General features: G+C 35.2%; 28 protein-coding genes, 3 tRNA genes and 1 pseudogene. 23 read left to right on the top strand and 9 right to left on the bottom strand.

The window, feature by feature from the left end:
- Positions 1-221 precede the first annotated feature (221 nt).
- Positions 222-1,412: a tripartite tricarboxylate transporter permease gene (locus F555_RS0101975; protein ID WP_026182906.1), complete on the bottom strand. Its 1,191-nt coding sequence runs from the start codon at positions 1,410-1,412 to the stop codon at positions 222-224.
- Positions 1,413-1,416: 4 nt separating this feature from the next.
- The gene (locus F555_RS0101970) at positions 1,417-2,019 is read right to left on the bottom strand and encodes an OB-fold nucleic acid binding domain-containing protein (RefSeq protein ID WP_018153544.1); all 603 of its coding nucleotides are present in this window, start codon (positions 2,017-2,019) and stop codon (positions 1,417-1,419) included.
- 153 nt (positions 2,020-2,172) lie between these two features.
- On the opposite strand from F555_RS0101970, the gene F555_RS0101965 reads away from it, so the two are divergent.
- From F555_RS0101965 to F555_RS0101945, 5 genes are all read left to right on the top strand, one after another.
- On the top strand, positions 2,173-2,628 hold the full coding sequence (locus F555_RS0101965; RefSeq protein WP_018153543.1) for a YeeE/YedE family protein: 456 nt from the start codon (positions 2,173-2,175) through the stop codon (positions 2,626-2,628).
- Positions 2,629-2,650: 22 nt separating this feature from the next.
- A complete protein-coding gene (locus F555_RS0101960) occupies positions 2,651-3,121 on the top strand; it encodes a YeeE/YedE thiosulfate transporter family protein (RefSeq protein ID WP_018153542.1) in 471 nt (156 codons plus the stop codon).
- 70 nt (positions 3,122-3,191) lie between these two features.
- Positions 3,192-3,773: a DUF3343 domain-containing protein gene (locus tag F555_RS0101955; protein WP_018153541.1), complete on the top strand. Its 582-nt coding sequence runs from the start codon at positions 3,192-3,194 to the stop codon at positions 3,771-3,773.
- Between the two features lie 115 nt (positions 3,774-3,888).
- Entirely contained in the window at positions 3,889-4,707 is an 819-nt protein-coding gene (locus F555_RS0101950) for an NAD(P)H-hydrate dehydratase (protein ID WP_018153540.1), read from the top strand.
- Positions 4,708-4,873: 166 nt separating this feature from the next.
- A tRNA-Ile gene (locus F555_RS0101945) sits at positions 4,874-4,948 on the top strand.
- A 228-nt stretch (positions 4,949-5,176) separates the two neighbouring features.
- On the opposite strand, the gene F555_RS0101940 is transcribed toward F555_RS0101945, so the two are convergent.
- Positions 5,177-5,767, bottom strand: coding sequence for a translin family protein (locus F555_RS0101940; RefSeq protein ID WP_026182905.1), 591 nt, complete (start codon positions 5,765-5,767; stop codon positions 5,177-5,179).
- A 463-nt stretch (positions 5,768-6,230) separates the two neighbouring features.
- Here F555_RS0101940 and F555_RS0101935 point away from each other — a divergent pair, with 463 nt between their 5' ends.
- Genes F555_RS0101935 through F555_RS0101915 form a run of 5 tightly spaced genes read left to right on the top strand, consistent with a single transcriptional unit; the run spans position 6,231 to position 9,609 of the window.
- Positions 6,231-7,235: a 50S ribosomal protein L3 gene (locus F555_RS0101935; protein WP_018153538.1), complete on the top strand. Its 1,005-nt coding sequence runs from the start codon at positions 6,231-6,233 to the stop codon at positions 7,233-7,235.
- Positions 7,236-7,272: 37 nt separating this feature from the next.
- Entirely contained in the window at positions 7,273-8,031 is a 759-nt protein-coding gene (gene rpl4p / locus F555_RS0101930) for a 50S ribosomal protein L4 (protein WP_018153537.1), read from the top strand.
- A 25-nt stretch (positions 8,032-8,056) separates the two neighbouring features.
- Positions 8,057-8,317 carry a 50S ribosomal protein L23 gene (locus F555_RS0101925; protein ID WP_018153536.1) on the top strand — a complete coding sequence of 87 codons (261 nt, stop codon included), beginning with the start codon at positions 8,057-8,059 and terminating at the stop codon, positions 8,315-8,317.
- A 45-nt stretch (positions 8,318-8,362) separates the two neighbouring features.
- Positions 8,363-9,088: a 50S ribosomal protein L2 gene (locus F555_RS0101920; RefSeq protein ID WP_018153535.1), complete on the top strand. Its 726-nt coding sequence runs from the start codon at positions 8,363-8,365 to the stop codon at positions 9,086-9,088.
- Between the two features lie 41 nt (positions 9,089-9,129).
- A complete protein-coding gene (locus tag F555_RS0101915; protein WP_018153534.1) occupies positions 9,130-9,609 on the top strand; it encodes a 30S ribosomal protein S19 in 480 nt (159 codons plus the stop codon).
- Positions 9,610-9,709: 100 nt separating this feature from the next.
- On the opposite strand, the gene F555_RS0101910 is transcribed toward F555_RS0101915, so the two are convergent.
- Complete coding sequence (locus F555_RS0101910; RefSeq protein WP_018153533.1) at positions 9,710-10,276, bottom strand: FumA C-terminus/TtdB family hydratase beta subunit; 567 nt, start codon at positions 10,274-10,276, stop codon at positions 9,710-9,712.
- A 113-nt stretch (positions 10,277-10,389) separates the two neighbouring features.
- Between F555_RS0101910 and F555_RS0101905 the strand changes: the two genes are divergently transcribed.
- Positions 10,390-11,217: a sugar phosphate isomerase/epimerase family protein gene (locus tag F555_RS0101905; protein WP_018153532.1), complete on the top strand. Its 828-nt coding sequence runs from the start codon at positions 10,390-10,392 to the stop codon at positions 11,215-11,217.
- A 25-nt stretch (positions 11,218-11,242) separates the two neighbouring features.
- A complete protein-coding gene (gene npdG, locus F555_RS0101900; RefSeq protein WP_018153531.1) occupies positions 11,243-11,917 on the top strand; it encodes an NADPH-dependent F420 reductase in 675 nt (224 codons plus the stop codon).
- A gap of 48 nt (positions 11,918-11,965) precedes the next feature.
- Here the strand turns inward: npdG and F555_RS0101895 are convergent, their stop codons facing one another.
- The 4 genes from F555_RS0101895 to F555_RS0101880 all read right to left on the bottom strand — a co-directional run bounded on the left by F555_RS0101895 (position 11,966) and on the right by F555_RS0101880 (position 15,003).
- Positions 11,966-12,169, bottom strand: coding sequence for a hypothetical protein (locus F555_RS0101895; RefSeq protein WP_018153530.1), 204 nt, complete (start codon positions 12,167-12,169; stop codon positions 11,966-11,968).
- A gap of 214 nt (positions 12,170-12,383) precedes the next feature.
- The gene (locus F555_RS0101890) at positions 12,384-13,736 is read right to left on the bottom strand and encodes a signal recognition particle protein Srp54 (RefSeq protein ID WP_018153529.1); all 1,353 of its coding nucleotides are present in this window, start codon (positions 13,734-13,736) and stop codon (positions 12,384-12,386) included.
- Between the two features lie 100 nt (positions 13,737-13,836).
- Positions 13,837-14,406: a UbiX family flavin prenyltransferase gene (locus F555_RS0101885; RefSeq protein ID WP_018153528.1), complete on the bottom strand. Its 570-nt coding sequence runs from the start codon at positions 14,404-14,406 to the stop codon at positions 13,837-13,839.
- 512 nt (positions 14,407-14,918) lie between these two features.
- Positions 14,919-15,003 (bottom strand) — tRNA-Leu (locus F555_RS0101880).
- 139 nt (positions 15,004-15,142) lie between these two features.
- Between F555_RS0101880 and F555_RS0101875 the strand changes: the two genes are divergently transcribed.
- A tRNA-Met gene (locus F555_RS0101875) sits at positions 15,143-15,256 on the top strand.
- 79 nt (positions 15,257-15,335) lie between these two features.
- Here the strand turns inward: F555_RS0101875 and mmp10 are convergent.
- Positions 15,336-16,646, bottom strand: a complete 1,311-nt coding sequence (gene mmp10 / locus F555_RS0101870; protein WP_018153527.1) for a methyl coenzyme M reductase-arginine methyltransferase Mmp10 — start codon at positions 16,644-16,646, stop codon at positions 15,336-15,338.
- Positions 16,647-16,875: 229 nt separating this feature from the next.
- On the opposite strand from mmp10, the gene mcrB reads away from it, so the two are divergent.
- The 10 genes and pseudogenes from mcrB to F555_RS09570 all read left to right on the top strand — a co-directional run.
- Positions 16,876-18,207 (top strand): coenzyme-B sulfoethylthiotransferase subunit beta, encoded by a 1,332-nt coding sequence (gene mcrB / locus F555_RS0101865; RefSeq protein WP_018153526.1) that lies wholly within the window; start codon positions 16,876-16,878, stop codon positions 18,205-18,207.
- 20 nt (positions 18,208-18,227) lie between these two features.
- On the top strand, positions 18,228-18,716 hold the full coding sequence (gene mcrD, locus F555_RS0101860; protein WP_018153525.1) for a methyl-coenzyme M reductase operon protein D: 489 nt from the start codon (positions 18,228-18,230) through the stop codon (positions 18,714-18,716).
- Positions 18,717-18,726: 10 nt separating this feature from the next.
- Positions 18,727-19,323 carry a methyl-coenzyme M reductase I operon protein C gene (gene mcrC / locus F555_RS0101855; protein WP_018153524.1) on the top strand — a complete coding sequence of 199 codons (597 nt, stop codon included), beginning with the start codon at positions 18,727-18,729 and terminating at the stop codon, positions 19,321-19,323.
- Between the two features lie 10 nt (positions 19,324-19,333).
- The gene (gene mcrG / locus F555_RS0101850; protein ID WP_018153523.1) at positions 19,334-20,119 is read left to right on the top strand and encodes a coenzyme-B sulfoethylthiotransferase subunit gamma; all 786 of its coding nucleotides are present in this window, start codon (positions 19,334-19,336) and stop codon (positions 20,117-20,119) included.
- 58 nt (positions 20,120-20,177) lie between these two features.
- A complete protein-coding gene (gene mcrA, locus F555_RS0101845) occupies positions 20,178-21,839 on the top strand; it encodes a coenzyme-B sulfoethylthiotransferase subunit alpha (RefSeq protein WP_018153522.1) in 1,662 nt (553 codons plus the stop codon).
- Positions 21,840-22,115: 276 nt separating this feature from the next.
- On the top strand, positions 22,116-23,018 hold the full coding sequence (mtrE, locus tag F555_RS0101840; RefSeq protein ID WP_018153521.1) for a tetrahydromethanopterin S-methyltransferase subunit E: 903 nt from the start codon (positions 22,116-22,118) through the stop codon (positions 23,016-23,018).
- Positions 23,019-23,041: 23 nt separating this feature from the next.
- Positions 23,042-23,749, top strand: coding sequence for a tetrahydromethanopterin S-methyltransferase subunit D (mtrD, locus tag F555_RS0101835; RefSeq protein WP_018153520.1), 708 nt, complete (start codon positions 23,042-23,044; stop codon positions 23,747-23,749).
- A 36-nt stretch (positions 23,750-23,785) separates the two neighbouring features.
- On the top strand, positions 23,786-24,577 hold the full coding sequence (mtrC, locus tag F555_RS0101830) for a tetrahydromethanopterin S-methyltransferase subunit MtrC (RefSeq protein WP_018153519.1): 792 nt from the start codon (positions 23,786-23,788) through the stop codon (positions 24,575-24,577).
- A 9-nt stretch (positions 24,578-24,586) separates the two neighbouring features.
- Positions 24,587-24,913: a tetrahydromethanopterin S-methyltransferase subunit B gene (locus F555_RS0101825; RefSeq protein WP_018153518.1), complete on the top strand. Its 327-nt coding sequence runs from the start codon at positions 24,587-24,589 to the stop codon at positions 24,911-24,913.
- A gap of 17 nt (positions 24,914-24,930) precedes the next feature.
- Positions 24,931-25,001, top strand: a pseudogene (locus F555_RS09570) (tetrahydromethanopterin S-methyltransferase subunit A); the annotation flags it as partial.

The raw sequence follows: 25,001 nt of genomic DNA, 5'->3' as shown, positions 1-25,001 counted from the left end.
TTGTGAGTCTCGACAAAAATTCTTCGAATTTTTGTGAGTCAGCGAATTTCTTTGAAATTTGCTTCGACAGCGAATCTTCGATTCGCTTCGACTTAACTTCGTTAAGAAGTATCCGGTTTTGGAATCGGAGTGAGCGAAGCGAACGGAGAGTTACAAAAATTACTTCGTAATTTTTGTTCAATCAAAACCTTTTTCTAAAAGGTTTTGCTCTATACTATAAATTATAACATAAAATACAAAATTGTAGGGAATATTAACACACACATCATATAGGATAAATTCACATTATTTTTAATACACAAAATTCCTATACAAACTGAAACAACATAAATAACCATGTGATAAATGGGGTAGGTATTGTAGGATAGAATAAACACCAATAAAGTACAAAATGCAATTAAGTATAACGATATTTTTCTATAATCGTAATCAGTTATTTTTCTTAGTAAATATCTGGATAAAATAACCATCATTCCAAGAGCTCCTGCTGAAGCGATTAACATATAAAATGAAATTTTAACCAAGGATAGATCGGTGTTTAAACTTCCTATGGCTTCTGCAATTCCACTTCTCCCATTTCCTATTAGGATCAGTGCAAGTATGGAGAAAAATTCATTTGAAAGTGTTATTGAGCCTTGAGAGACTATGAAATTTTCTAAATCTTCTTCCATAATTATTTTACTTAGAAAGAAATTCAGTTGTGCTCCCCCTATGGCCGGTAGAAATATCCTTATAAACCCACCAAGAGTTCCAAAGATAGAGGATTTGAAAAAAGATGGCTTTAACTCTGGGAATGTAATTATTTGATGGTTTATTTTTCTGGTTTTTAGATTTTCAATAAGTAATGGAATTCCAAACATTCCAGTAAACAGTGCGGTAAGCGTAGGATTGAATGATTGGTGAAGATACAAAGTCTCGATTCCAAGAACCCCTGAAAGAAGCATAATCACTGAGCTCCAAAATTTATTTTTTGAAAACAATATTATCAAAACTAGGGAAAATATCAAAAAATAAGGAATAAATGGTTTTAAAGTTTCATAAAATATTTTTAAATCCAATCCAAGATTCAAAAGTATTATAACCATAACCAATGAAAAAACAATTCCTGAAAAAGCACCAACTCCTGCTAAAATCACACCCTCGTATCCTCTACCGTCAAGAGTCAAATTATGGAGGGGTAAAACTGAAACTGCCGATTCACTATCTGGAACTCCAATAAAGGCTGAAGGAATGTAATTAATAAAATAATGTGTAACAACCATTCCCAAAAGAAAGCATATGTAATTTTGAGCATTCAAATACGGTAAAAGTAAAAATGAAAGGGGTACTATAGTATTTGGATGTATTCCAGGAAGTAGCCCAGTAAACAATCCCATAAATATTCCCAAAAATAGAAAAACTAAATTTATTATATCTTCAGTCATACCTTTCACAGTATTTGCATTTTTTGTAATTTAGAATCAGTGTATCTTCTTCAGAATAAAGATAAACTTTATTTTTAATTTTTTTGCCATATGGACAATTTTCAAGTGTGTGGTATATCTTACCATTACTTGAACGGTAAATCCCTGTAGGGTTAGGTGAAAAAGTTACGTCCTTTTCAAAATTTCTCTTTTCTAAAAGTCTAAAGTCTTTGACGTCATCAAGTACTATTTCATAAATCCCATTATAAGTTTTTACGTTTCCAGTAACTTCTACAAGATCTCCTTCTTTTATTGAAGGATTTGTACTTGTTACATAGTTCGTTAACTCTTTATTTATCTCGTTAAAGGCAATAACTTTTAAATCTCCCCCAGTTTCATCCTTTAATGTTATAGACTTAATTCCTACTATATTTCTATACTTATCACGCACCGCTTTGATACTCTGAACGGTAGCAACAACCTTAACATAATCGCCATCTTTCAAATCCGCTATTTTTTTATTTATTGGGTTTATTTCATAAAAATTAAGAAACGCCATTCCACTTAAAGCCGTTATAATACAAATAACCACAATTATATTTTCCGTTAGTTTCATAATTTCCCTCAAATAATAATTATTTACTATTAAATTTCTTAATAATCACTTAGGTATTAGAATTTCTTTAAAGAAAATTATTTAAATCTCTTAATTGATTAATAATATATTATTTTATATAAAATGCCATTAAAACATTTAATAGGTGAAAAAATGAAAGTATCTCCTTTGCAGGCAGGTCTAGTTGCAGGGCTTTCGGCTGCAGTTTTGGAAGCGATTTTTAAAGTCTCCCCACCACCAGCTTATGGTGTGTGTGTTGCGTGTCATTCTAGAGATTTAATCAACTGGATAGTAAATCATACATTAGGTACATCACTTGGAATGGCCCCTGTTTCAAAGTTTTTTCCTGTTTTAACTGTTGTTGGATTATTTATCGGTGCATTAATCGCCTCTATTGTTCATAATGACTTCAAACTTAGATCCACACACAAATTAGGTGTTAGTTTTGTTCTTGGATTTTTAGTAGTAAATTTCGCACTTTTGATGGGAGGATGTCCAATTAGGACAAGTATAAGGACCGCTTATGGAGATCTCTTTGGTTTGATAGGCCTTTTAGGAATATTCGTTGGAGTTGTAATAGGTAGTGAATTATATCTAAAAAAATTATAAATAAAAAAACTATGGTGAAAGTATGGAATACTTGCATTCAATAGGAACTTTATTGTTTGGAATTCTTATAGGATACCTTGGACAAAGATCAGCATTATGTTTTGTCGGAGGAATGAGGGACTTTTATTTGATTAAAGATACATGGCTTATTAAAGGTCTCTTAGGATTTATAGGCGGTGCATTGGTTGGTTCAATAATATTCGCAGCTCTAGGAATGCTCCCAAAATTCCCATGGATTGTAACAAATGGATTAACTGCAATCCCAGGAGATGCTGCAGGTAAAGCCGGATTCTTAGCACACTTTGCAGTTGCAGTAATTGGGGGAATTGGTGTAGGATACTTCTCAATTATACAGGGAGGATGTCCATTTAGAAACTACGTAATGGCTGCAGAAGGTAACAAAAGTGCAATGGCTTATGTTGTAGGTTTATTGGTTGGAGCTGTTGCATTCCATCAATGGGTACTTCCATTCGTAAAATCGTTACTAGCATAAATTATTTAAATTCGTTTTTCCTATCTTTTTTTATATTTTTAAATAACAATTTTCTATTTTTGGTGAAATGATGTCATTAAAAAAAATCATTTCTTTTTTAAAAAAGGATAAACCAGACGATGAAGAAAATGGACATCACGGGATAATAATCTTTAAAAATGTTAAAGATGCCATGACCGCAGAGAAAGTTTTAAAAGGATACTCTGTAAAAGTTGTAGCTCCCCCACAAGAGTTGAGGGAAGGATGTGATTTAGCTGTAGAATACGACTTAGTGGAAGAGACCGGAATTAAAAGAGAACTGGAAAAAAACAACATAAAACCTTTGAAATTTATATCCCTAAACGATTACTCTTTAAAACCCCTTGAACTGATAAAAACAAAAAAAATTGATGACTGTTTAATGGTTAGATGCGGAAATATGAAAATAACAATAGACAACAAAGGAAATATTTTAAATATATCTGGTGGCGGATGTCCCGATGTTCCATACCTTACATTAACGCTAAAGGGAAGAAATATTTTAGAAGTACCTGATGAAGAAACCCCAAAAGAGTTAGGCTATACCTTATGTGCCTATACATTAAATAAAGCCTTTGAAGAGGCTAAAAGATTAGTCAAAAATATGCAGTCGTTTGACGAAAGTACTTCATAAAATATGTTTAGATTTGGTTTTCAAGCAAAATTATTCAGTAGATACTTCTGATATTTCCTAATAGATGTTCTAAATGTTCAACTCATTTTGTCAAACGACTATAAGTGGTGTAAATATGATGATAGCAGGAACAATGCCCATAAAGGGCATGGGTTTAGTTAAAGGAAAAGCCAAAATCATAGGTAATAAAATTTCAGTTGATAACAAAGAGTTTCCCATATCTATGGGCACTGGAGCGTTGATAGGTGCTGCAATTAAGGTCCACGAATATTTTGGAGAAGATCTTCCAACCGTAATAACTGCTGGAGACGTAGGGGAAGGTAGTGGAAGTTTAAAGATATATGAACAACTGAGGAAAGCTGAGAGCGATTTGTTGGTAATCCATTATATAAAACCCAAAGTCTCGGAGATAAAAAAAATAGACTTCTCCCCAAAAATAGTGGCTGATGCAGGGGGAATGTATGTCGCAAAAGCTGCAGGAATTGGCGATAAGTTTCATTTGTTTCTTCCAGACGTAGGAGAACTTGCCTTTTTAGCCGATGAAAAGGCGTCTCATCCTGCATATGTTAGGGGATTTATCTCTGAGGTGGACGATAGAGAAGTCCCTAAACTAATAGAGATGGCATATAAAAATAATATGCCTGAACACATGGTGGTTAAGGGAGAAACAGATTATGTGGTAAAGAATGGAAAAATATTGGAATCAATAAATAGTCCAAAAATAGAAACTATGGAATGTATAGGAGGTACTGGGGACACACTGACCGGAATAATATCGTCCCTTATAAATTATGGATATAAAACAGAAGAGGCCTGCATATTAGGGTGCAAGGCAAATAGACTCCTTGGTGAGTTATCAAATCCTACTCCAAGAACGCAAGTTGACGAATTAATCAACCAAATTCCAAGAGCTCTTAAAGCATTAAATCTATAACCATATTCATATCATATACTTTAACTTTTTGAACTTACAAATACACCAACTATTCAAAAATACATAACTATAAAACATAAATCTAAATCTTTAAATTATAGAAAAGTTTATATACTAAAATACCTTATCTCATTTTGCTTTCCTAAGATTGGAAAAATTGAACATTAGGGCAGTGGCTCAGCCTGGTTAGAGTGCTCGGCTGATAACCGAGTGGTCCGGGGTTCGAATCCCCGCTGCCCTACTTTTTATTTTAGAAGATTAAATTTGTATATTTAAATATCTGAAATCTAAAAGATACTGAGCGAAGCGAAATGGTGCATTCCTTTGGATGCAACCTTTTCTAAAGGTTGCGTTCCTGAATCCCCGCTGCCCTACCTTTTTTATTTTAGAGAATTGGATTTGTATATTTAGATTTTTTTAAATTTTCAACTTATAAAAAAATAAAATAATAAAAATAGTGTAGCATAGTTTATTTTTTAAATTTGCTTAGTTCTTTTCTCAGTTTTAAGTTTTCAATGAAGTTGATGATATCGCCATGCGTTCTCTCCAACAAACTTCTTGAAATATCCTGTTTTCTCCTTAAACCATCTATAACATGATAATAATCAAATTTCATTATAAAATCATATATATTCTCCATATATCCAAAATACTTCTCGGCCTTTTCTTTATCATCGTTTTTAATGGCATCTAAAATACTTCTCCTCAATTCTCCTACAACATCGCAAAGTCCTAAAATGTAACTTTCCTTTTTTATTCCTTCGAAATCTGAATATTTTAAGAGCTTATCTTCTGAGATTATGGTGTAAAAAACTCTTGCTTCTACGAATTCCTGTTGAGGAGTGTCCAAATACTTTTTAAAGTCATCGTGATTTTTAGTAAGGTCGCTTAACTCTTTAAGTTTGTTTAAAACACTTTCAAAGTTTATACTTTCATTCTTGTGTGTCTTTCTTATCAACATTGCACAGTCCTTAACTATTTCTCTCGAGAGTTTTAAAATGTTTTCTCGTAATTTATCCTTTTCTTCAAAATATTTAACCAAATAATCATCATCTGTCATATTCATATTATCACCGAGCAAAGTAAAGGTGAGCTACGAAACCAAACTGAAGGTTTTTGAGCAATGAAAACTCGCAAAGGGTTTTCATTTAATCCTACAGTTTTATTCAATCGGAGCTCCGAAGTGAGCGTTATAAAAACCTTACGGTTTTTAAAACCCCTAACGGGAAGGGCTACAAAATCACGAAGTGATTTTTGTTCAATCACCAAAAAATATATATGGAATCAATAATTTATTTGATGTTGCTTTTATAAGCGCGGGTGGCAGGGATGGTTAATTATATATACCCCTGTATGTAACATTAATAAGGCACCCAGTTAAGAACCTGAAAAGGCGCCAGCCATAGAAAGGTTACTGTTGTTTTTTTAATATATTGCCTAAAAAACTAAGCCTATTCTATAAATAAATCTGTATATATGGTAAAAACGTAAGAGGTTCATTTAATATTGATGGAGGTTATAGTATGGGTATGAAAAGAAACAGACCTCGTAGAGGTTCTTTGGCTTTTAGCCCTAGGAAGAGAGCAAAAAAACCAGTGCCAAAAATCAGAGCTTGGCCTAATGATGAAAAGGTAAGACTTCAAGCATTTCCAGTTTACAAAGCTGGTACAACCCATGCATTACTCAAAGAAAACAACCCAAAAAGTCCAAACGCAGAACAGGAAGTATTCACACCTGTAACTGTATTGGAAGCTCCAGACATTACAGTTGCTGGAATAAGGGTTTATGAAAAGACTACAAAAGGATTAAAAACATTAACAGAAGTATGGGCAAGTGAATTAGACAAAGAATTAAACAGAAAAATAACAACACCTAAAAAGGAAGAAAGAAAAACAGTTGAAGAACTTGACAAATTAGTCGACAAAATCGAAGAAGTAAGAGTAATAGTACACACAAATCCAAAAAACACATGCTTACCTAAGAAAAAACCAGAGATAGTTGAGATAAGAATCGGAGGAAACAACGTTAGCGAAAAATTAAATTACGCTAAAGAAATTCTCGGTAAAACACTCTCAATTAACGATGTATTTACAGAAGGTGAATTTGTAGATACTCTAGCAATTACAAAAGGTAAAGGATTCCAAGGACCTGTTAAAAGATGGGGCATAAAAATACAGTTTGGAAAACACCAAAGAAAAGGTGTAGGAAGACATACTGGATCCATAGGTCCATGGACACCGAAAAGAGTTATGTGGACAGTTCCATTGGCTGGTCAGATGGGATACCATCAAAGAACAGAATACAACAAGAGAATATTAAAATTCGGAAGTAATGGAGAAGAAATAACTCCAAAAGGCGGGTTCTTAAACTATGGTGTTATAAAAAACAACTATGTTGTAGTTAAAGGAACAGTCCAAGGTCCTGCAAAAAGATTAGTAGTATTAAGAGGGGCTGTAAGACCTAAAGAAGATAAGTTTGGATTACCAGAAATAACATACTTAAGTACCGAATCCAAACAAGGAAATTAAATATATCATTTATTAAAAACACGAGCGGGTGTTATTAATGAAAGCAAAAGTTTATAATTTAGATGGTTCTGAAAAAGCTGAAATTGAATTACCAAGTGTATTCGAAACAGAATATAGACCAGATTTAATTAAAAGAGCAGTTATATCATCACTGACAGCTCGATTACAACCAAAAGGAACAGATTACTTGGCAGGAAAGAGAACATCTGCAAAATCAATCGGTAAAGGGCATGGAAGAGCAAGAGTTAGAAGAACTGCACAAGGAGCAGGTGCATTTGTTCCTCAAGCTGTTGGCGGAAGAAGAGCTCACCCACCAAAAGTTGATAAGATATTGTTCGAAAGAATAAACAAGAAAGAAAGAATTAAAGCTTTAATGAGTGCTATAGCTGCTTCAGCTAACTTAGAGTTAGTAAAAGCTAGAGGGCATATTGTAGATGAAGTTCCTTCAGTTCCATTGGTAGTTGACGGTGGATTCGAAGCTCTTAAAAAGACAAAAGAAGTTTTAGAAGTCTTTAAAGCTCTTGGTTTAGACAAAGACGTTGAAAGAGCTAAAGACGGTATTAAAATTAGAGCTGGAATCGGAAAATTAAGGGGAAGAAGATACAGAAAACCAAAAAGTGTTTTAGTTGTAGTTGGCGACTTATGCGAAGCCATTAACGCTTCAAGAAACCTTCCAGGCGTAGATGTAATAACAGCAGATGATTTAGGAGTTATGCACATTGCACCAGGTACAGTAGCTGGAAGATTAACACTCTGGACCGAAAAGGCTGTTGAAAAATTAAACGATAGATTTTAATTTATCTCTAAGTTGAGGTGATGGCATGGATGCCTTTGGGATTATTAAGATGCCGATAGTCAGCGAAAAAACAATGAAAATAATTGAAGAAGAAAATAAATTAGTATTTTACGTTGACAGAAAGGCAACAAAATTAGACATTAAAAATGCAATTAAAGAATTATTTGATGCTGAAGTTAAAAGCATAAACACGTTAATAACCATGAAAGGACAGAAAAAAGCTTACGTAAAATTAAAAGACGAATACAACGCAGGAGAAATAGCTGCAAGCTTAGGAATCTACTAATTGGATTTAATTTGAAAATCGGATTAACCAATATTGGGTGATAAGATGGGTAAAAACTTGATTTCCCAAAACAGAGGTAAGGGAGGTCCGAACTACAGATCCCCGACCCACAAAAGGAAAGGAGAAGTAAAATACAGAAAATTTGACGAATTAGAAAAGAAAGATAAGGTTGTTGGAACCATTATCGACATTATGCACGATCCAGGGAGAAGTGCTCCTGTAGCAAAGGTAAGATTCAAAAATGGGGAAGAAAGATTAATTTTAGTCCCTGAAGGTATGAAAGTTGGAGAAGAAATAGAATGTGGTATAAGTGCAGAAATAAAACCAGGTAACGTATTACCATTGGGAGAAATACCAGAAGGGATCCCAGTTTACAACATTGAAACAATTCCTGGCGATGGTGGAAAATTAGTAAGATCCGGTGGATGCTACGCCCACATCATAGCACACGATGTTGGAAAAACTATCGTAAAATTACCTTCAGGATACCTGAAAGTTTTAAACCCAATGTGTAGATCCACAATTGGGGTAGTTGCAGGCGGTGGAAGAAAAGAAAAACCATTCGTCAAAGCTGGTAAGAAGTACCACGCTATGAAAGCTAAGGCAGTTGTATGGCCAAAAGTTAGAGGGGTTGCAATGAACGCGGTAGACCACCCATTCGGTGGTGGTAGACACCAACACACCGGAAAACCAACAACTGTTTCAAGAAAAACGTCTCCAGGTAGAAAAGTTGGACACATTGCTGCAAGAAGAACTGGAGCAAGGAGATAAATCAATAAATAGTTCTTTTAAAATATAAGTTGGTGAAAAACATGGCTAGGCAGAAAAAAGTTGGTGGTAGGAGAAGAAAATCCAAAAAAACACAAAAACAAGTTATGCCAAGAAGAAGAGTGGAGTTTAGATACAGAGGTTACACCTTAGAAGAGCTCCAACAAATGCCTATTAAGAAGTTTATCGAGTTGTTACCTTCAAGATTAAGAAGAAGTATGTTAAGGGGAATCACCCCTAAACAAAGAAAATTAGTAATCAAAATTAAAAAGGCAAGAAGATTACTAAACAGAGGCAAAGAGCCAAGAGTTATAAGAACACACTGTAGAGACTTCGTCATTACACCTGACATGGTAGGCTTAACATTTGGTATATACAATGGTAAAGAATTCAAAGAAGTAAAAATAGTTGAAGAAGCTATTGGAAGATACTTAGGAGAGTTTGCACCAACCAGACAGGTTGTACAACACGGTTCACCAGGTATGGGTGCTACAAGAGGTTCCATGTTCGTACCAATCAAATAAGGAACCTATCTCTTTATCTTTTATTTTTTACAAAGTTATAATCGTATATTTTAATATATCAATACTAATTTAAAAAAAATAAAATTAAAACAACTATAAATTATTTTATCAAACTATCCAGTTTTTCAAAAACATGTTTGTTAACTTCATCGTATATACTGTTTCCATGGGTATCCATTGCAACAATTAATGGTCCAAAGTCCTTAACTTCAAGTTCCCATATGGCTTCAGGCATCCCGAGCTCGAAATGGTGAACATCCTTTACATCCACTATTGAGTTAGCCAGAAGTGCGGCACATCCACCTGGGGCAGCAAGATAAACTACACCGTACTCTTTAAATACATCTAAGAGCTCTTTTTTCATTCCTCCTTTCCCAACAATTGCAGAGATATTCGTTATTTTTATGAAATCTTCTTCTGTTTCATTCATCCTTGCGGAAGTTGTAGGACCTATTGCCACGCATTTCCATTTATCACCTTCTTTTCTCATTATAGGTCCTGCATGATATATAACAGATTCTTTTAAATCTTTTGGAGGCTTTTTTTCTTCTATCACTTCTAAATGGGCTTCATCCCTACCAGTATATATTGTTCCATTCAAATAAACTATATCTCCAACTTTCAGTTTTTTTATAGTTTCCTTTGGAATTGGAGTTGTTAATTTCAAATAACCACCTACATTATTTAATAAAAACACCAATAATAATTAATACATATATTTAATGCAATATATTAAAGCGTCGTTCAACGAATTATTGATTGAACAAAAAAGGTGATAATATGAAGTTCGGAGTATCTTCGCTAGTTTTTTTACCTGAAACATTACAATCATCTATGGAGAAAGTTGCAGAAAACTCATTTGACTGCTGGGAGATAGTCTGTGAGGGAAGTCACCAACTAACTCCAAAGAACACTAAATATCTTATGGAATTGAAATATATATATGATGTTGATATTGTAATACATGCTCCTTTTTCTGACCTGAATCCTGCCTCAATGAACGATAGGGTTAGAAGGTTAACAGTCAGCAGTATAGTAGAGGCAATAGAAGGGGCATTTGAACTTGATGCCAAAGTTGTTACACTACATCCGGGATATATTCCTCCACTGTGGTCAAGTTATATTGAAGATATTTTAGATAATAACTTTTCTTCATTAAACGACATAGTTGGAGTTGCAGAAGATTACCAAGTCATGCTTGGCTTGGAAAACATGCCAAACTATATGGGTGTTTTAGGAATAACTCCCGAAGCACTAAAAGACATAGTAAGAGAAATAGACTCAAAATACCTTGGAATAACCCTTGATGTTGGCCATGCAAATACTGCAGGAAATCCTGCTGAATTTGTTAAGGAGCTCAACAATATAGGGCAAGGTATTGTTCATGTACACATGCACGATAACAATGGAAATGATGATGAACATTTAAAAATAGGTGACGGAAACATTGATTTCTTAAGTGTTTTAAATGCTTTGAAAGATATTAAATACGAAGGTGTTTTATCCTTTGAATCAAAAAGTATAAGAGATGCCGTTAAAAGTAGAGAAGTTGTCAAAGAATTAATATCAAACATTGAACTAGAAGAGATAACGATTCAAACGAAATAAAATATATTAGGTGTGTGGTGAAACTATGAAAATAGCTATTTTAGGTGGAACCGGAGATCAAGGATTTGGTTTAGCATTGAGATTTGCCAGAAATCATGATGTTATAATAGGTTCAAGAAAAAAAGAAAAAGCGGAAGAAGCATCAGATAAGGTAAAAGAAATACTATCCTCAAAAGGAATAGACTGCAAAAACATAATAGGATTAGACAACAAAGATGCCGCAAAAGAAGGAGATGTTGTTATTGTTTCACTTCCATTCGAATATACGATTCCTACATTAAAAGAATTAAAAGAAGAATTAAAGGATAAAATAGTTGTATCTATTGGAGTTCCACTAGCAACTGCAATTGGGGACAAGCCAGTAAGAGTTGTACATCCTCCTCAAGGCTCAGTTGCCGAAATGGTTCAAGAATGTTTAAAAGATTCAAAGGTTGTAAGTGCATTCCATAATGTATGTTCCAAAGTATTGGAAGATATAAATAATCCGGTTGAATGCGATATACTTATTTGTGGAAACGATGAAGAAGCTAAAAAGATTGTTGCAGAATTAGCAGAAGAGATCGAAGGTGTTAGAGGCATAGATTGCGGTAAGTTGGAACTGTCAAAATACATGGAACAGATTACACCGCTTTTAATTCAATTGAACATAAAATATAAGTTAAAGGGAGCTGCTATAAAAATTACCGGGCTTGAAAAATAAATTTCCCTTTTTAACACATTGTTTCATAATCTAATATCTCTTTTTATCTTACCTCACTTTCAAACCAACCAGTAGGGCTAAGGGGACAATAAATATAGCAGATACAATACATACGACCCTATAACAATATCTTAATTCTGGGTCAGGTATTAAAGGAACTACCAGTAATGAGAAAATAATCAGTATAAAAGCTGTTACTATTCCCCACATTAAACCATCCGAAATACGCCCCTTTCTGGAATTTATATGCATGTTTATCCCCCCATATCAATGTATAGTACTCAAAATAAAATTAAAAATATTATACTAAAAATATCTATTCCCCTCAACGAACTATATTAAATTGAACGAATAAATCAACCAAATAAAAAATATTTTCCATTAAATTATATTTAATTCATTAATATTTAAACATATTTGATTATAATTTATTAAAAATAAAATAAAATAAATTTGAATAGTGTATTTACTCTTTAAACATTAACTGCCTCATTATTTTCCCCATTGGTCCCCCCATCTTAAGCATTTTTCCTCTTTTTAGATTGCTAAATGCATTTTTAGTTGTCGCATAATATTTAAGCAGTTCTTTAATCTCTTCCTGTTTAACACCTGCACCTCTGGCTATTCTCTGTATTCTGGAAGCCTTAATTATCTCAGGATTCTCTTTTTCTTCTTTTGTCATAGAATCCATTATTATTTTGTACTTTTTAAGCTTATTCTCCGTCAATTGTGCAGCTTCTTTTGGAAGTGACCCTCCAAACCCTGGTATCATACTCATAATCTGTTTCATAGGTCCCATTTTTGATATAGTTTCTAGTTGAGTGTAGAGCTCATTTAATGTAAATTTACCTTTCAGTATTGACTCGATACTTTCTTCAGTATCTTCATCTACTAAGTCCTCTGTTTTTTCGATTAAAGAATCCAAATCCCCCATTCCCAATATTCTTGAAATAAACTTCTTTGGATCGAATGGTTCTAAATCATCTACACCTTCTCCAGTACCGATAAACTTAATAGGTGCATTTATTTCTGCCACCGCACTTAAGGCACCCCCTCCCTTTGCAGAACCATCCAATTTAGTAACTAAAATACTTCCTATCTCACCAACTGCATCTCTAAAGGCCTTTGCTTGATTCTTTGCCTGTTGACCTAATGTACCATCTATAACAAGTATAATCTCATCTGGATTTACAGCCTCTTTTATTTGTTTCATCTCATCTAAAAGTCCTTGTTCCTCCTTATGCCTTCCTGCAGTATCTACTATCAAAACATCAGCTTTTCTAAGCTTTTCAATACCTTCTTTTGCGATTTCTATTGGAGATTTTGTCTTTGTCTCATCACCATAAAGTGGAACATTGATTTTTTCAGATAACTGTTTCAACTGTTGATAAGCTGCAGGCCTGTATATATCTGCTGCAATTAAACCAGGCTTTAAACCTTTTTTCTGGATATATCTAGCTAACTTTGCTGCACTCGTGGTCTTACCACTTCCTTGAATACCTACAAGTAATATTATAGTCTTTTTATTAGGGTCTATCTCTAATTTTTTCCCTTCTTCACCTACGAGCTTCACGAGCTCTTCATAGACTATCTTAACAATATGTTCTTTTTTTGAAAGTCCCTTTGGTATATCTTCTTCAATAGCCCTTTTTTCAATATCTTTACTCATATTAAGTACTAATTTAACATTTACGTCTGATTGGATAAGGGCCTTCTGAATATCCTTGATAACTTCCTTTACAAGTTTTTTATCTACAAATGTGGCGTTTTTTATTTTATTTAGTGCATTGGATAAGTTTTGTCCTAATTTTTCAAGCATACTCCCACCGAAATTAATGCCGTAATGTATTTTTTGTTCCTCACTAATATTACTATTTAAGTTGCTCCTTATAATATAATTGTAACTATACATTTAGATTCTATTTAGATTCATTCGTTTTCCATCTCTTAAATAGGTTATTTTCTATTCCCAGGTTATCCAATATCCTTCCAACAACGAAATTAACGATATCATCTACGGTTTTTGGCTCATTGTAGAATCCAGGAATTGGAGGCATTATTGAAACACCTAACCTTGAGAGTTTAAGCATGTTTTCAAGGTGAATTGAACTAAAGGGCATTTCCCTTGGGACTAGTATGAGTTTTCTATGTTCTTTTAAAGCTATATCACAAACCCTGCCTATTAGATTGTCACTGTATCCATTTGAAATTGCAGCTAGTGTTTTCATAGAACATGGGATTACAACTGCTGCCTGAAAACTGTTTGATCCCGAAGCTACTGGAGAAAAAAAGTTGTTATTTTCATAGTATTCATCAGCTAAACTAATGATCTCATTCAATTCAATTTTTAATTCATGCTCTACTATTTTTTTTGCAGATTCTGAAATTATAAGGGATGTTTTTATATTTTTTTCCTTCAATACTTCTAAAAATCTTTTTGCATAAATGGCACCACTTGCACCTGTAACACATACAATAATTTTATCCATGATCTCTTCCCCTAAACTATGGTTATTCCAAAATCGAGGCAAATCTATAAGGATTTCGTTGAGAATGCCTACACTCAGTTTTTAAAAATTTAATTTTTAATAAGTAGATATGTTTAAATTGAATTAAAATAAAAACCTTAGGTTTTTATACTTTCCCTTGTGGGATTAAAACATATTTTAATTAATTCTAAAACAACATAAAAAGATAATAAAATTAGTAAAATAAGCCAAAGTTATTTAAAAATGATAATCTTTGTTTAAATTTAATAATTAATATAGAATGTGTAAAAAATGGCATAGTTATAAAAATACGCGCATTAATAAATATATAAAAAATCTGTCCAAATAATTAGTCTTCTTCTCGATGGCAGTAGTTAGCCAATATTTAAAATTAGTGCGGGGGAAGGAATCCCACACAAACCTTTAGAAAAGGTTTGATCCAAATATGGTCGTTCCACAATATCTGAATAATATACCATTTAAAATTTCAATAATACTTTATTTAAAATTAGTGCGGGGGAAGGGATTTGAACCCTCGAACCCCTACGGGACTAGGCCCTCAACCTAGCGCCTTTGGCCAGGCTTGGCAACCCCCGCCCTACATACTATTAAACCTTAACCATTAAAAGAGCTCCTAAGGCATAGTGTAGTTTTGTGTTTCAATATATAAACTTTTCGGCGAAAAGTATTTATATGAGATATGAGTATCTTAAGGATGCTCGAGGGTGAGTCAAATGCCGAGGTGGCTTAGGCTGGTTATAGCGCTCGGCTCATACGGAAATTCCCAAGGAGTAACATCCTTGGGTCCTGGGAAACCGAGAGGTCGGGGGTTCGAGTCCCCCCCTCGGCACTTTTTATTTTGGACGAATTAATTTATAAATTTAAATAAATTGATAATATTTTGTAAAAAATATAGTTATATTAAAAATTTAAATTAGAGCTCCAAAGAAATTTATTTTTTCAATTAATTCTTCAAATGCATTTATTTCAAATTCTAAAACTTCCTCTTTAGTGTATATTCCACTAACTTCTCCGTCTAAAGTTAGTTTCTCGACTCCTCTTAAAACCATTCGTTTATCTCCATCCCTATTCAGTATTTCTTCAGCCAGTCTATCATGAACAAAGGCGTTTGGAGGTATAAACACTGTATCCTTTAGTTCTTTTAAATCAACAGTTTCTAAATCCTTTCCAGTAATTAAATCGGATATATCCTTATCAACTTTAACTACATTGACCGGAGTGTTTTCAAATATCTTGCTTAAAAATGGATAAGCCACATTTCCAGTAATGATGGTAGCTTCAGCTTTAATTTTCTTTCGTAGATTTTCCAAAATATCATCTTCATAGGATATAGCAAATGGTGCATTAGTTACAGGATCATACAATGGAGTCCCAGATATTCTTATTTTGTCTCCAAACTCATTGTATAAGTCTTCAACAATGGATTTAAACTCCCCAACACTATGAGGCTCAATATTTTCTATCAATGGAGCATTTCCTAAAATCAGCCCATGTTCTGTTTTATTTGCAAATCTCATTAAAATTACTGCATTTGCTCCCCATTCAATCAAATCTTTTACAGTGTTTTTTAAGTTGTCCCCATCGTTTACCCCGGGAATTAAAATAATTGCACAATGAACCTCACAGTTTTCACAGAAGTACTTCAGACACTCCAGTGATTTTTCTGGATCAGGATCACTCATCCATTCTTTTCTTAATTCAGGGTTTGTAGAGAATACAGAGAACGTAACTTCATCTACTCCACACTCCACTAAATTTTTAGCGGTTTGTATATTTTTAAATCCCTTTCCTGAGGTATATCCAAGATGTATCTTTAAACCGAGATTATTAATATATTCACAGAGCTCTTCCAAATAAGGATAAAAACTGGTATCTCCACCACTAGTAATATTTACTTTTTCATATTTTCCATAGAATAAAGCATTTTGAACCTGCTGAATTGCAAAAGGCAGTGGTATAAAGTCCCCGTTAATTTCCCTTACTGAATAGGTACAGTAATCACAGCCCATCTGAAAAGTACAGTTTTTACAGCCATATGGTTCAGGATTTTGATTATTCACTTTTCTAAAATAGCAAAATTTACAAAACCCACCGCAGTTTTTACCAGGTTCTCCTTTTAAATCGATTAAAAGTTGTGATTTACCATTATTATTTTTATTAAATTCATCTTCGTGGCCAAAACCAGATCCAAAAACATCATAATTAAAATTCTGATTCATAGTATCATCTTATAATTATCAATAAAATAGCAATAGGCACATATAATATATGTAATCACGGTTAATAAGTACAGTTAAACATTTAATAAACCTGATTTATCAATATAACCCGAATGTTATTCGAGACTATACAATATATATAGTTTTCGATTTGAATTTAATGGAAAATTGAATATAGATATACTAATAAGTATATTGGGTATATATCAAAAAGATAGGAGTGGTTCCTATGGTAAAGTATGAAGATAAGATAAGTTTGTACGACGCGAAAGGTAACCTTGTAGAAGATGGCGTACCATTGGAGGCTATAAGCCCGTTATACAACCCAACAATCAAGGCAATGGTAAAGAACATTAAAAGAACAGTTGCTGTTAACTTAGCAGGTATTGAAAACTCATTAAAAACAGGAGCTATCGGTGGAAAAGGCTGTAAAGTTCCAGGAAGAACATTGGACTTACCAATTGTAGAAAACGCTGAAGCTATTATGGATGAAGTTGAAAAAATATTAAGAATTACACCTGATGACGATACACAACTCAGGGCAATCAACGACGGAAAGCAGTTGGTAGTTCAGGTACCATCCAAAAGATTGGAAGTAGCTGCTGAATACTCAGTATCTATGTTAAACACCGCAATGGCTTTAAAAGAAGCTATTATCAAAACATTCGATGTAGATTTATTCGATGGTTCAACAATACACGCTGCTATTGTAGGTAGATACCCACAAGTTATGGACTACATGGGCGGTAACATTGCATCATTATTAGGAGCTCCTTCAAACATGGAAGGTTTAGGTTACGCTTTAAGAAACATTATGGTAAACCACTATGTTGCTACAACAAAGAAAAACCTCATGAACGCTGTTGCATTTGCTTCAATTATGGAACAAACAGCAATGTTTGAAATGGGAGACGCTATTGGTTCATTCGAAAGAATGCACTTATTAGGTTTAGCTTACCAAGGATTGAACTCAGACAACTTAGTAATTGACCTCGTAAAAGCAAACAGCAAAGGTACAGTAGGTACCGTTGTTGCTTCAGTAGTTGAAAGAGCTTTAGAAGACAAAGTTATTGTAGAAGACAAATCATTAGAATCAGGATTCACAATGTACAAACCAGCTGATGTTGCTAAGTGGAACGCATACGCAGCAGCTGGTTTAGTTGCAGCTGTTATCGTAAACTGTGGTGCAGCAAGAGCTGCTCAGAACGTTGCATCAACAATCCTCTACTACAACGATATATTAGAATACGAAACTGGTTTACCAGGAACTGACTTCGGTAGAGCAGAAGGTACAGCAGTAGGATTCAGTTTCTTCTCACACTCAATCTACGGTGGTGGAGGTCCAGGTATCTTCACAGGAAACCACGTAGTTACAAGACACTCCAAAGGATTTGCTATCCCACCAGTATGTGCTGCAATGTGTGCAGATGCAGGTACTCAGATGTTCTCACCTGAAAAAACATCAGCATTAGTTGGTGCTGTTTACAGTGCAATTGATGAATTCAGAGAGCCATTAAAATACGTAATTGAAGGAGCTCTTGAAGTTAAGGATAAAATTTAATTGATAATTAAGGTAATATTATGATAGAAATTGAAGTCTTCCCCCATAGGTATTTAAAAGCGAATACTACTGAAAAGTTCCTCAATAAAGTATACTCCCTGGATACCGTGGAGAGAATAGTAATCCATGGTAAATCATTACCTAAAACCGTTTATTACGGACCTGCAAAAGGAGCTCCAGTTAATCACACGGAGAGGAAAGAAATCGTTGTTCAGGGCATTCCAGTAGAACTTACAGTCATGGCAGGGAGATTCTGGATAAATTTAGAAAATGACAGTGAATTAGAGAAAATAGAAGAAATATGTAAGGAATTATTCCCATTCGGGTACAAAATAAGCGTTGGTAAGTTCTTAAAAGACAAACCAACGGTAACTGATTACATAAAATATGGCGAAAAGTTCGTCAATGAAATAGATAAAAAGATCGTTGGAATCACAGATCCAAGAAGTAAATTCCAGTCATCAGTAACAGTAATACCTAAAGAAAATGACCCTGATACAGGAAATTAAGCGTGATTATATGCCAGTTGGTAGACAAGAACAGATAGTTGATTGCAGAGCCGTCATGGGACTGGGAGAAGGTGGCGGTCTTGCTCAAAGGGGTACATTCGCCGAAGGATTGAGGAACGATGTTGTAGTAGTGGCGATGTCTCCAGGGAGAAGACACATAACAAAACCAGTGTGTGAAATTACCTATGGAATAAGGGAAGCAGGAATTCAAACCAGTGTTCTTGTATTGAATGCAGGTAGTGGAATTCCACATGATGCTCCTCATGGTAGCTTAGGCTCGACATTTGGGCTTAAGCCCGAGGAAGCCGAGCAGATAAATAGACACAAACTATGTGTCATACACCTCGGAAATGTTAAAAGCCATATAGTTTACAAAGCAAGGCTTTTCCTAAGGTATGTTAAAATTCCTACCATAGTGGTCTGTCAAACCCCTGTAGATATGGAAGATTTCGCAAAAGTTGGAATTAAAACGAGAGAAATTATGCCTCTTGAGCCTCAAACTGAAGGTACAATTGTAGAAATCGTTACAGGGGTTGTAAGAGGGGAATCCAGCCCACAAACAAAAATTGATGAAATAATTCAAAAAATTAAAAAATATTTAAGTTAGAGGTGATTCTATGGCATACAAGCCTCAATTCTACCCTGGTGCAACAAAAATTGCACAGAACAGAAGAGACCATTTAAACCCTGATTTTGAATTGGAAAAATTAAGAGAAATACCAGACGAAGAATTGGTAAAAGTAATGGGCCACAGACAGCCTGGAGAAGACTACAAAACTGTCCACCCACCATTGGAAGAAATGGACTTACCTGAAGACTACGTAAGAGACTTAGTTGAACCTATAAGCGGTGCTAAAGAAGGGCACAGAATCAGATACATCCAGTTTGCAGACTCCATGTACTTTGCTCCTGCTCAACCATACGACAGAGCAAGAATGTACATGTGGAGATTCAGAGGAGTAGATACAGGTAGCTTATCAGGTAGACAAGTTATCGAAATGAGAGAAAGCAACTTGGAAGAAATATCCAAAAACGTACTCATGGACACATCACTCTTTGACCCTGCAAGAATAGGTATGAGAGGAGCTACAGTTCACGGACACTCATTAAGATTGGATGAAAACGGATTAATGTTCGATGCACTCCAGAGATACGTTTACGATGAAAAAACAGGACACGTTGTATATGTAAAAGACCAGGTAGGAAGACCATTAGACGAACCTGTAGATGTTGGTGAACCATTACCTGAAGAAAAATTAAGAGAAATTACAACCATCTACAGAAAAGATGGAGTTCCAATGAGAGATGACGAAGAGCTCCTTACCGTAGTTAAAAGAATCCACAGAGCAAGAACACTCGGTGGATACATGCCTGTAAACGAAGTATTTGACAAATTATTATAAAATGACATACCTACCTGAGAATTACAAACAACCTCTTACAAACTTTTGAGGTGAACTTATGGAAGCTGAGAAAAAATTATTTTTAAAAGCATTGAAGGAAAAATTCGAAGAAGATCCAAAGGAAAAATACACAAAATTCTACACATTTGGCGGATGGCAACAATCTGCAAGAAAGAGAGAGTTTGTTGAAGCTAACGAAAAAATAGTTGCTGAAAAAAGAGGCGGAATCCCAATGTACAACCCAGACATTGGTGTTCCACTCGGTCAAAGAAAATTAATGCCGTACAAACTCTCTGGAACAGACTACATTGTAGAAGGAGACGACTTACACTTCATGAACAACGCTGCTATCCAACAAATGTGGGACGACATTAGAAGAACCGTTATCGTTGGTATGGACACAGGTCACGCAGTACTTGAAAAAAGATTAGGGGTAGAAGTTACACCTGAAACAATTAACGAGTACATGGCAACAATTAACCACTCACTCCCTGGTGGTGCTGTTGTTCAGGAACACATGGTTGAAGTTCACCCATCATTAGCATGGGACTGTTACGCTAAGATCTTCACAGGAGACGATGAATTAGCAGATGAATTAGACAAAAAATACTTAATCGACATTAACAAATTGTTCCCTGAAGAACAGGCAGAACAATTAAAAGCTGCTATCGGTAAAAAGACCTACCAAGTATCAAGAGTTCCTACATTAGTTGGTAGAGTCTGTGACGGTGGTACAATAGCAAGATGGTCTGCAATGCAGATCGGTATGTCATTCATTACAGCATACAAACTCTGTGCTGGGGAAGCTGCAATTGCTGACTTCTCATACGCAGCAAAACACGCTGACGTTGTAGGTGTAGGTACAGCATTACCAGCAAGAAGATCCAGAGGTGCAAACGAACCAGGTGGTATTCCATTTGGTGTTTTATGTGATATAGTACAAACAACAAGAATAAGCGACGACCCAGTTGAACAATCATTAGAGGTTGTTGCAGTAGGTGCTATGTTATACGACCAAGTATGGCTTGGTTCATACATGTCCGGTGGTGTTGGATTCACACAATATGCTACAGCAGCATACACCGACGACATCTTAGACGACTTCGCATACTACGGATACGAATACGTAGAGAAGAAATACGGAATAAACAGTACAAAACCAACAATGGATGTTGTTGAAGACATTGCTACAGAAGTTACACTCTACTCATTAGAACAGTACGACGAATTCCCAACATTATTAGAAGACCACTTCGGAGGTTCCCAAAGAGCTGCTGTTGCTGCAGCTGCTTCAGGTATCTCAGTATGTATGGCTACAGGAAACTCAAACGCTGGTGTTAACGGCTGGTACTTAAGCCAAATCATGCACAAAGAATACCACAGCAGACTTGGATTCTACGGATACGACTTACAAGACCAGTGTGGAGCTTCAAACTCACTTTCAATTAGAAACGACGAAGCTTCACCATTGGAATTAAGAGGTCCAAACTATCCAAACTACGCAATGAACGTAGGTCACCAAGGAGAATACGCAGGTATTACACAAGCTGCACACTCCGCAAGAAAAGACGCATTTGCAATGAACCCATTAATTAAAATCGCATTCGCAGATCCATCATTAGTATTCGACTTTGCACGCCCAAGAAAAGAGTGTGCAAGAGGTGCTTTAAGAGAATTCGAAGCTGCTGGAGAAAGAGATGTTATCCTTCCAGCAAAATAAATTCAAAATGGAAACCTCCGGGTTTCCATTTTTTTATATGATTTAAATATTGTTTTATAATTGATAACAATAACAACAATATTTGTGTTTAGTTACAGAATTCTTTAATAAAATTAAAAAATAATTTAGCCTTATTTTGATGAAAAATAAATGGAAAATAATATATATCACGTAAATCAATATCGAAAGAATAGACTATCTAATAAATAAAAATTTTGAGGGTTTTAAAACCAACAAAAGGCATAGCCAAGTATTCTTGAGATGTGAGGTGAAATAATGGATCCGACATTAATAACCCTTGGGGCATTAGCCCTAGCTGGTGCTGCTACAACAGTGGCCGGCTGTGCTGAAGACTTGGAATCTGACGTAGGTTCACAGTCAAACCCTAACTCCCAGGTCCAGTTAGGTCCTCAGATGGGTAATATACACAGATACTTCAACAAAGCTATTTCTGGAGAACCTGTATCATATGGTTTATATGTTGCAGTTGCAGGTGCAGTTGCATGGGCCTTAATGAGTACAAACTTAAATGCGATATTAGCACTTGTAGTAGGTTCAGGTGTTGCTGCATTAGTTCATGGAGCTTATTCAGTAAGTTCTTACTTAGGAAGGATTGTTGGTCAGTCTAAAAACTTCGGTCAACCAGTTTACATGGATGTTTTAATAACGCACCTTGGTCCTATAGTAGGTCACGGATTTATTGCAATATTTTGTATGGCTCTAGCCGCATACTTGGCAAGTACAGCGTTAGGAAACCCATTCCCATTACCATTAATTGCGTTAATATTCGGTATTACAGTAGGTGCTATTGGTTCATCTACAGGGGATGTTCACTACGGTGCTGAAAGAGAATACCAAAAATATTTATTTGGTGGAGGTATTCCTGTTGCAAACCAGGGGGACATCGATATTAAAGCCGAATATGGTATAAGAAACGGTTTAGATTCATCATACTTCTGTTCAAGACTTGGTGGTCCATTAACAGGTCTCTGTTTTGGTTTAATCATATTCCTCGATGGATGGAGAGGAATTGTTGGAAATATTGTAGGTAGTGATTTAATAACAAAATCAGTAGTTGCTATTTTGGTAGGACTTTTAATTGTAGGTGTTGCAGCATACGCTAACAGAAAAATCGAGGTATATGCTAGAAACAAATACGGTCCATACACAAATAGATAATTCAAAAGTATATTGGTGATAATATGGATGCTACAAGCTTAATAATACCTCTTGCAGAAATTACAATTGCAGGAGCAGTAATTAACGCAAGTGTTCACTTTGTCCCAGTTGGTGGTGCTCCAGCAGCAATGGCTACTTCAACAGGGGTAGGTACTGGTACAACACAGTTGGCAGCAGGTGCTGGTTTCACAGGGTTAATGGCCGCAGCAGCAATGGCTTCTCAAGCTGGAATCTCACTTGCAAACCCAGTTCACTTGTTAATGATTATATTATCAGGAGCCGTTGGTTCAATGATCATGTTAGCTCTTACAATGTTAATCGGTCAGCTTATCTATGTATTTGGTGTAGGGGTTGTTCCTGCAGCAGATAAGTGTGAAAAAGACCCAATAACTGGAGACTACCAAAAATCATATATTACTCCAGGTACAACAGGTCACGCTATCCCTACAGTTTGTTTTGTAAGTGGATTGATCGGAGCTGCATTTGGAGGTCTTGGTGGAGCTCTTGCATACATTGCTTTAAAACAGTTAGGATTTAGTTCAGAAGTTGCCGGAGTTATAGCTATTGGTTTCTTCTTCATGAATGCAGTTCTTGCATCCTACAACATCGGGGGTACAATTGAAGGATTCCACGATCCTAACTTCAAAAAAGTACCAAATGGAATTATAGCATCATTCATTTCATCATTAGTTACTGGTGCAATATTAGCAGGAATGGCTTTAGGATTCTAATCCAAAAACTGTTCATGAAAAAATTGAGGTGTAATTATGAGTCATGGTGGCGGAGGACACGCAGCAGAACTTTATCCAGAAGAACAAGTTTTAGCTATTGGAGCTATAGTATCACTTGTAGGTATATACATTGCACACATGGTGCCACAAGTAGCTATGCTCATAGGTGGATTATTGGCTGCAGCAGCTTGTGTAGCTGGGGCAAACACAACTAGAAAAGTAGCTGCTTACGGTCTTGGTACCGGGGTTCCATCAATTGGTATGGTAAGTTTAGGTATGGGTACAATATCAGCATTGGCTGGTGTTTTATTACCTCCAGCAATAGGAATCACAGAGTTAGCTACACCTATTGTTACAGCAGCAACTGCAATTGTAATAGGGTTTATCGTAGGTAAATTAACAGTAAATCCTGTTGGAATGAAAATTCCTATCATGGTTCAAAGTATGACAAAATTATCATTAATGGGTGCTTTGGCAATTTTAGGATTCTGTACTGCATTCGCAGGAGGATTTTCAGCAGACTTAATTATAAATGGTGCAGTTAATAACGGAATTATTGGATTGGCATTCATTACAGCAGGTATATCAATCTTGCACCCATTCAACGCATGTTTAGGTCCAAACGAAAGCCACAAGAGAACTTTAATGCTCGCTATAGCATGTGGTTTACTAACATGGTTTATATTCTCAATAGCTAAGTTAGACGTAATCTCAATTGTAGTCTCTGGAATATTCTGGGTAGTATCATACAGTCTATTCGTAAAACAGTCATTAAACGACGCCTGCGATGTATTATACACTCCTGAGTTACCTAAGAAGGAAATGTAAGGTGGTACAATGGAAATAATTAAAGTATGTCCTGAACTTAATGTTGTAATGGACGTGGATTCAGGGCTTATAGCTGAAATGAGGAAGGATGTTCTTGTTGTAGATTTAAATCCTATTGAGGAAGAAATAAATAAATTGGAAAAATTAGCAAAAGCATTTGAAAACTCACTTGACCCAAGATGTTCACCATTGAAGGCATACCCGGGTAGGGAAGGAACCTACAAAATCGGCGGTATGTTCCAGGGAATGTTCTTTGGTTTCTGGGTAACGTTAGCGATCCTTGTGTTAGTTACAATATTGGTTATTAAAACTAATTTAAGTTTGATAGGGTTATAATTTGGAGGTGCTAAAACATGGCAGATAAAAAAGCCCCTGCATCAGGATGGCCAGTTGTAAGTGGTGAGTATGTAGTGGGAAACCCTGA

Origin of the sequence: Methanothermococcus thermolithotrophicus DSM 2095 (assembly GCF_000376965.1) — an archaeon.
In the GTDB taxonomy this organism is placed as follows: Archaea; AGJL01; Methanococci; order Methanococcales; family Methanococcaceae; genus Methanothermococcus; species Methanothermococcus thermolithotrophicus.
This window is presented reverse-complemented; position numbering and strand designations above follow the sequence as displayed.

Excerpts from the sequence above, each read along its gene's own strand:
- F555_RS0101970 (WP_018153544.1), bottom strand. The coding sequence starts at position 2,019 with ATGAAACTAACGGAAAATATAATTGTGGTTATTTGTATTATAACGGCT.
- F555_RS0101965 (WP_018153543.1), top strand. The coding sequence starts at position 2,173 with ATGAAAGTATCTCCTTTGCAGGCAGGTCTAGTTGCAGGGCTTTCGGCT.
- F555_RS0101960 (WP_018153542.1), top strand. The coding sequence starts at position 2,651 with ATGGAATACTTGCATTCAATAGGAACTTTATTGTTTGGAATTCTTATA.
- F555_RS0101955 (WP_018153541.1), top strand. The coding sequence starts at position 3,192 with ATGTCATTAAAAAAAATCATTTCTTTTTTAAAAAAGGATAAACCAGAC.
- F555_RS0101950 (WP_018153540.1), top strand. The coding sequence starts at position 3,889 with ATGATGATAGCAGGAACAATGCCCATAAAGGGCATGGGTTTAGTTAAA.
- F555_RS0101940 (WP_026182905.1), bottom strand. The coding sequence starts at position 5,767 with ATGACAGATGATGATTATTTGGTTAAATATTTTGAAGAAAAGGATAAA.
- F555_RS0101935 (WP_018153538.1), top strand. The coding sequence starts at position 6,231 with ATGGGTATGAAAAGAAACAGACCTCGTAGAGGTTCTTTGGCTTTTAGC.
- rpl4p (WP_018153537.1), top strand. The coding sequence starts at position 7,273 with ATGAAAGCAAAAGTTTATAATTTAGATGGTTCTGAAAAAGCTGAAATT.
- F555_RS0101925 (WP_018153536.1), top strand. The coding sequence starts at position 8,057 with ATGGATGCCTTTGGGATTATTAAGATGCCGATAGTCAGCGAAAAAACA.
- F555_RS0101920 (WP_018153535.1), top strand. The coding sequence starts at position 8,363 with ATGGGTAAAAACTTGATTTCCCAAAACAGAGGTAAGGGAGGTCCGAAC.
- F555_RS0101915 (WP_018153534.1), top strand. The coding sequence starts at position 9,130 with ATGGCTAGGCAGAAAAAAGTTGGTGGTAGGAGAAGAAAATCCAAAAAA.
- F555_RS0101905 (WP_018153532.1), top strand. The coding sequence starts at position 10,390 with ATGAAGTTCGGAGTATCTTCGCTAGTTTTTTTACCTGAAACATTACAA.
- npdG (WP_018153531.1), top strand. The coding sequence starts at position 11,243 with ATGAAAATAGCTATTTTAGGTGGAACCGGAGATCAAGGATTTGGTTTA.
- F555_RS0101895 (WP_018153530.1), bottom strand. The coding sequence starts at position 12,169 with ATGCATATAAATTCCAGAAAGGGGCGTATTTCGGATGGTTTAATGTGG.
- F555_RS0101890 (WP_018153529.1), bottom strand. The coding sequence starts at position 13,736 with ATGCTTGAAAAATTAGGACAAAACTTATCCAATGCACTAAATAAAATA.
- F555_RS0101885 (WP_018153528.1), bottom strand. The coding sequence starts at position 14,406 with ATGGATAAAATTATTGTATGTGTTACAGGTGCAAGTGGTGCCATTTAT.
- mmp10 (WP_018153527.1), bottom strand. The coding sequence starts at position 16,646 with ATGAATCAGAATTTTAATTATGATGTTTTTGGATCTGGTTTTGGCCAC.
- mcrB (WP_018153526.1), top strand. The coding sequence starts at position 16,876 with ATGGTAAAGTATGAAGATAAGATAAGTTTGTACGACGCGAAAGGTAAC.
- mcrD (WP_018153525.1), top strand. The coding sequence starts at position 18,228 with ATGATAGAAATTGAAGTCTTCCCCCATAGGTATTTAAAAGCGAATACT.
- mcrC (WP_018153524.1), top strand. The coding sequence starts at position 18,727 with ATGCCAGTTGGTAGACAAGAACAGATAGTTGATTGCAGAGCCGTCATG.
- mcrG (WP_018153523.1), top strand. The coding sequence starts at position 19,334 with ATGGCATACAAGCCTCAATTCTACCCTGGTGCAACAAAAATTGCACAG.
- mcrA (WP_018153522.1), top strand. The coding sequence starts at position 20,178 with ATGGAAGCTGAGAAAAAATTATTTTTAAAAGCATTGAAGGAAAAATTC.
- mtrE (WP_018153521.1), top strand. The coding sequence starts at position 22,116 with ATGGATCCGACATTAATAACCCTTGGGGCATTAGCCCTAGCTGGTGCT.
- mtrD (WP_018153520.1), top strand. The coding sequence starts at position 23,042 with ATGGATGCTACAAGCTTAATAATACCTCTTGCAGAAATTACAATTGCA.
- mtrC (WP_018153519.1), top strand. The coding sequence starts at position 23,786 with ATGAGTCATGGTGGCGGAGGACACGCAGCAGAACTTTATCCAGAAGAA.
- F555_RS0101825 (WP_018153518.1), top strand. The coding sequence starts at position 24,587 with ATGGAAATAATTAAAGTATGTCCTGAACTTAATGTTGTAATGGACGTG.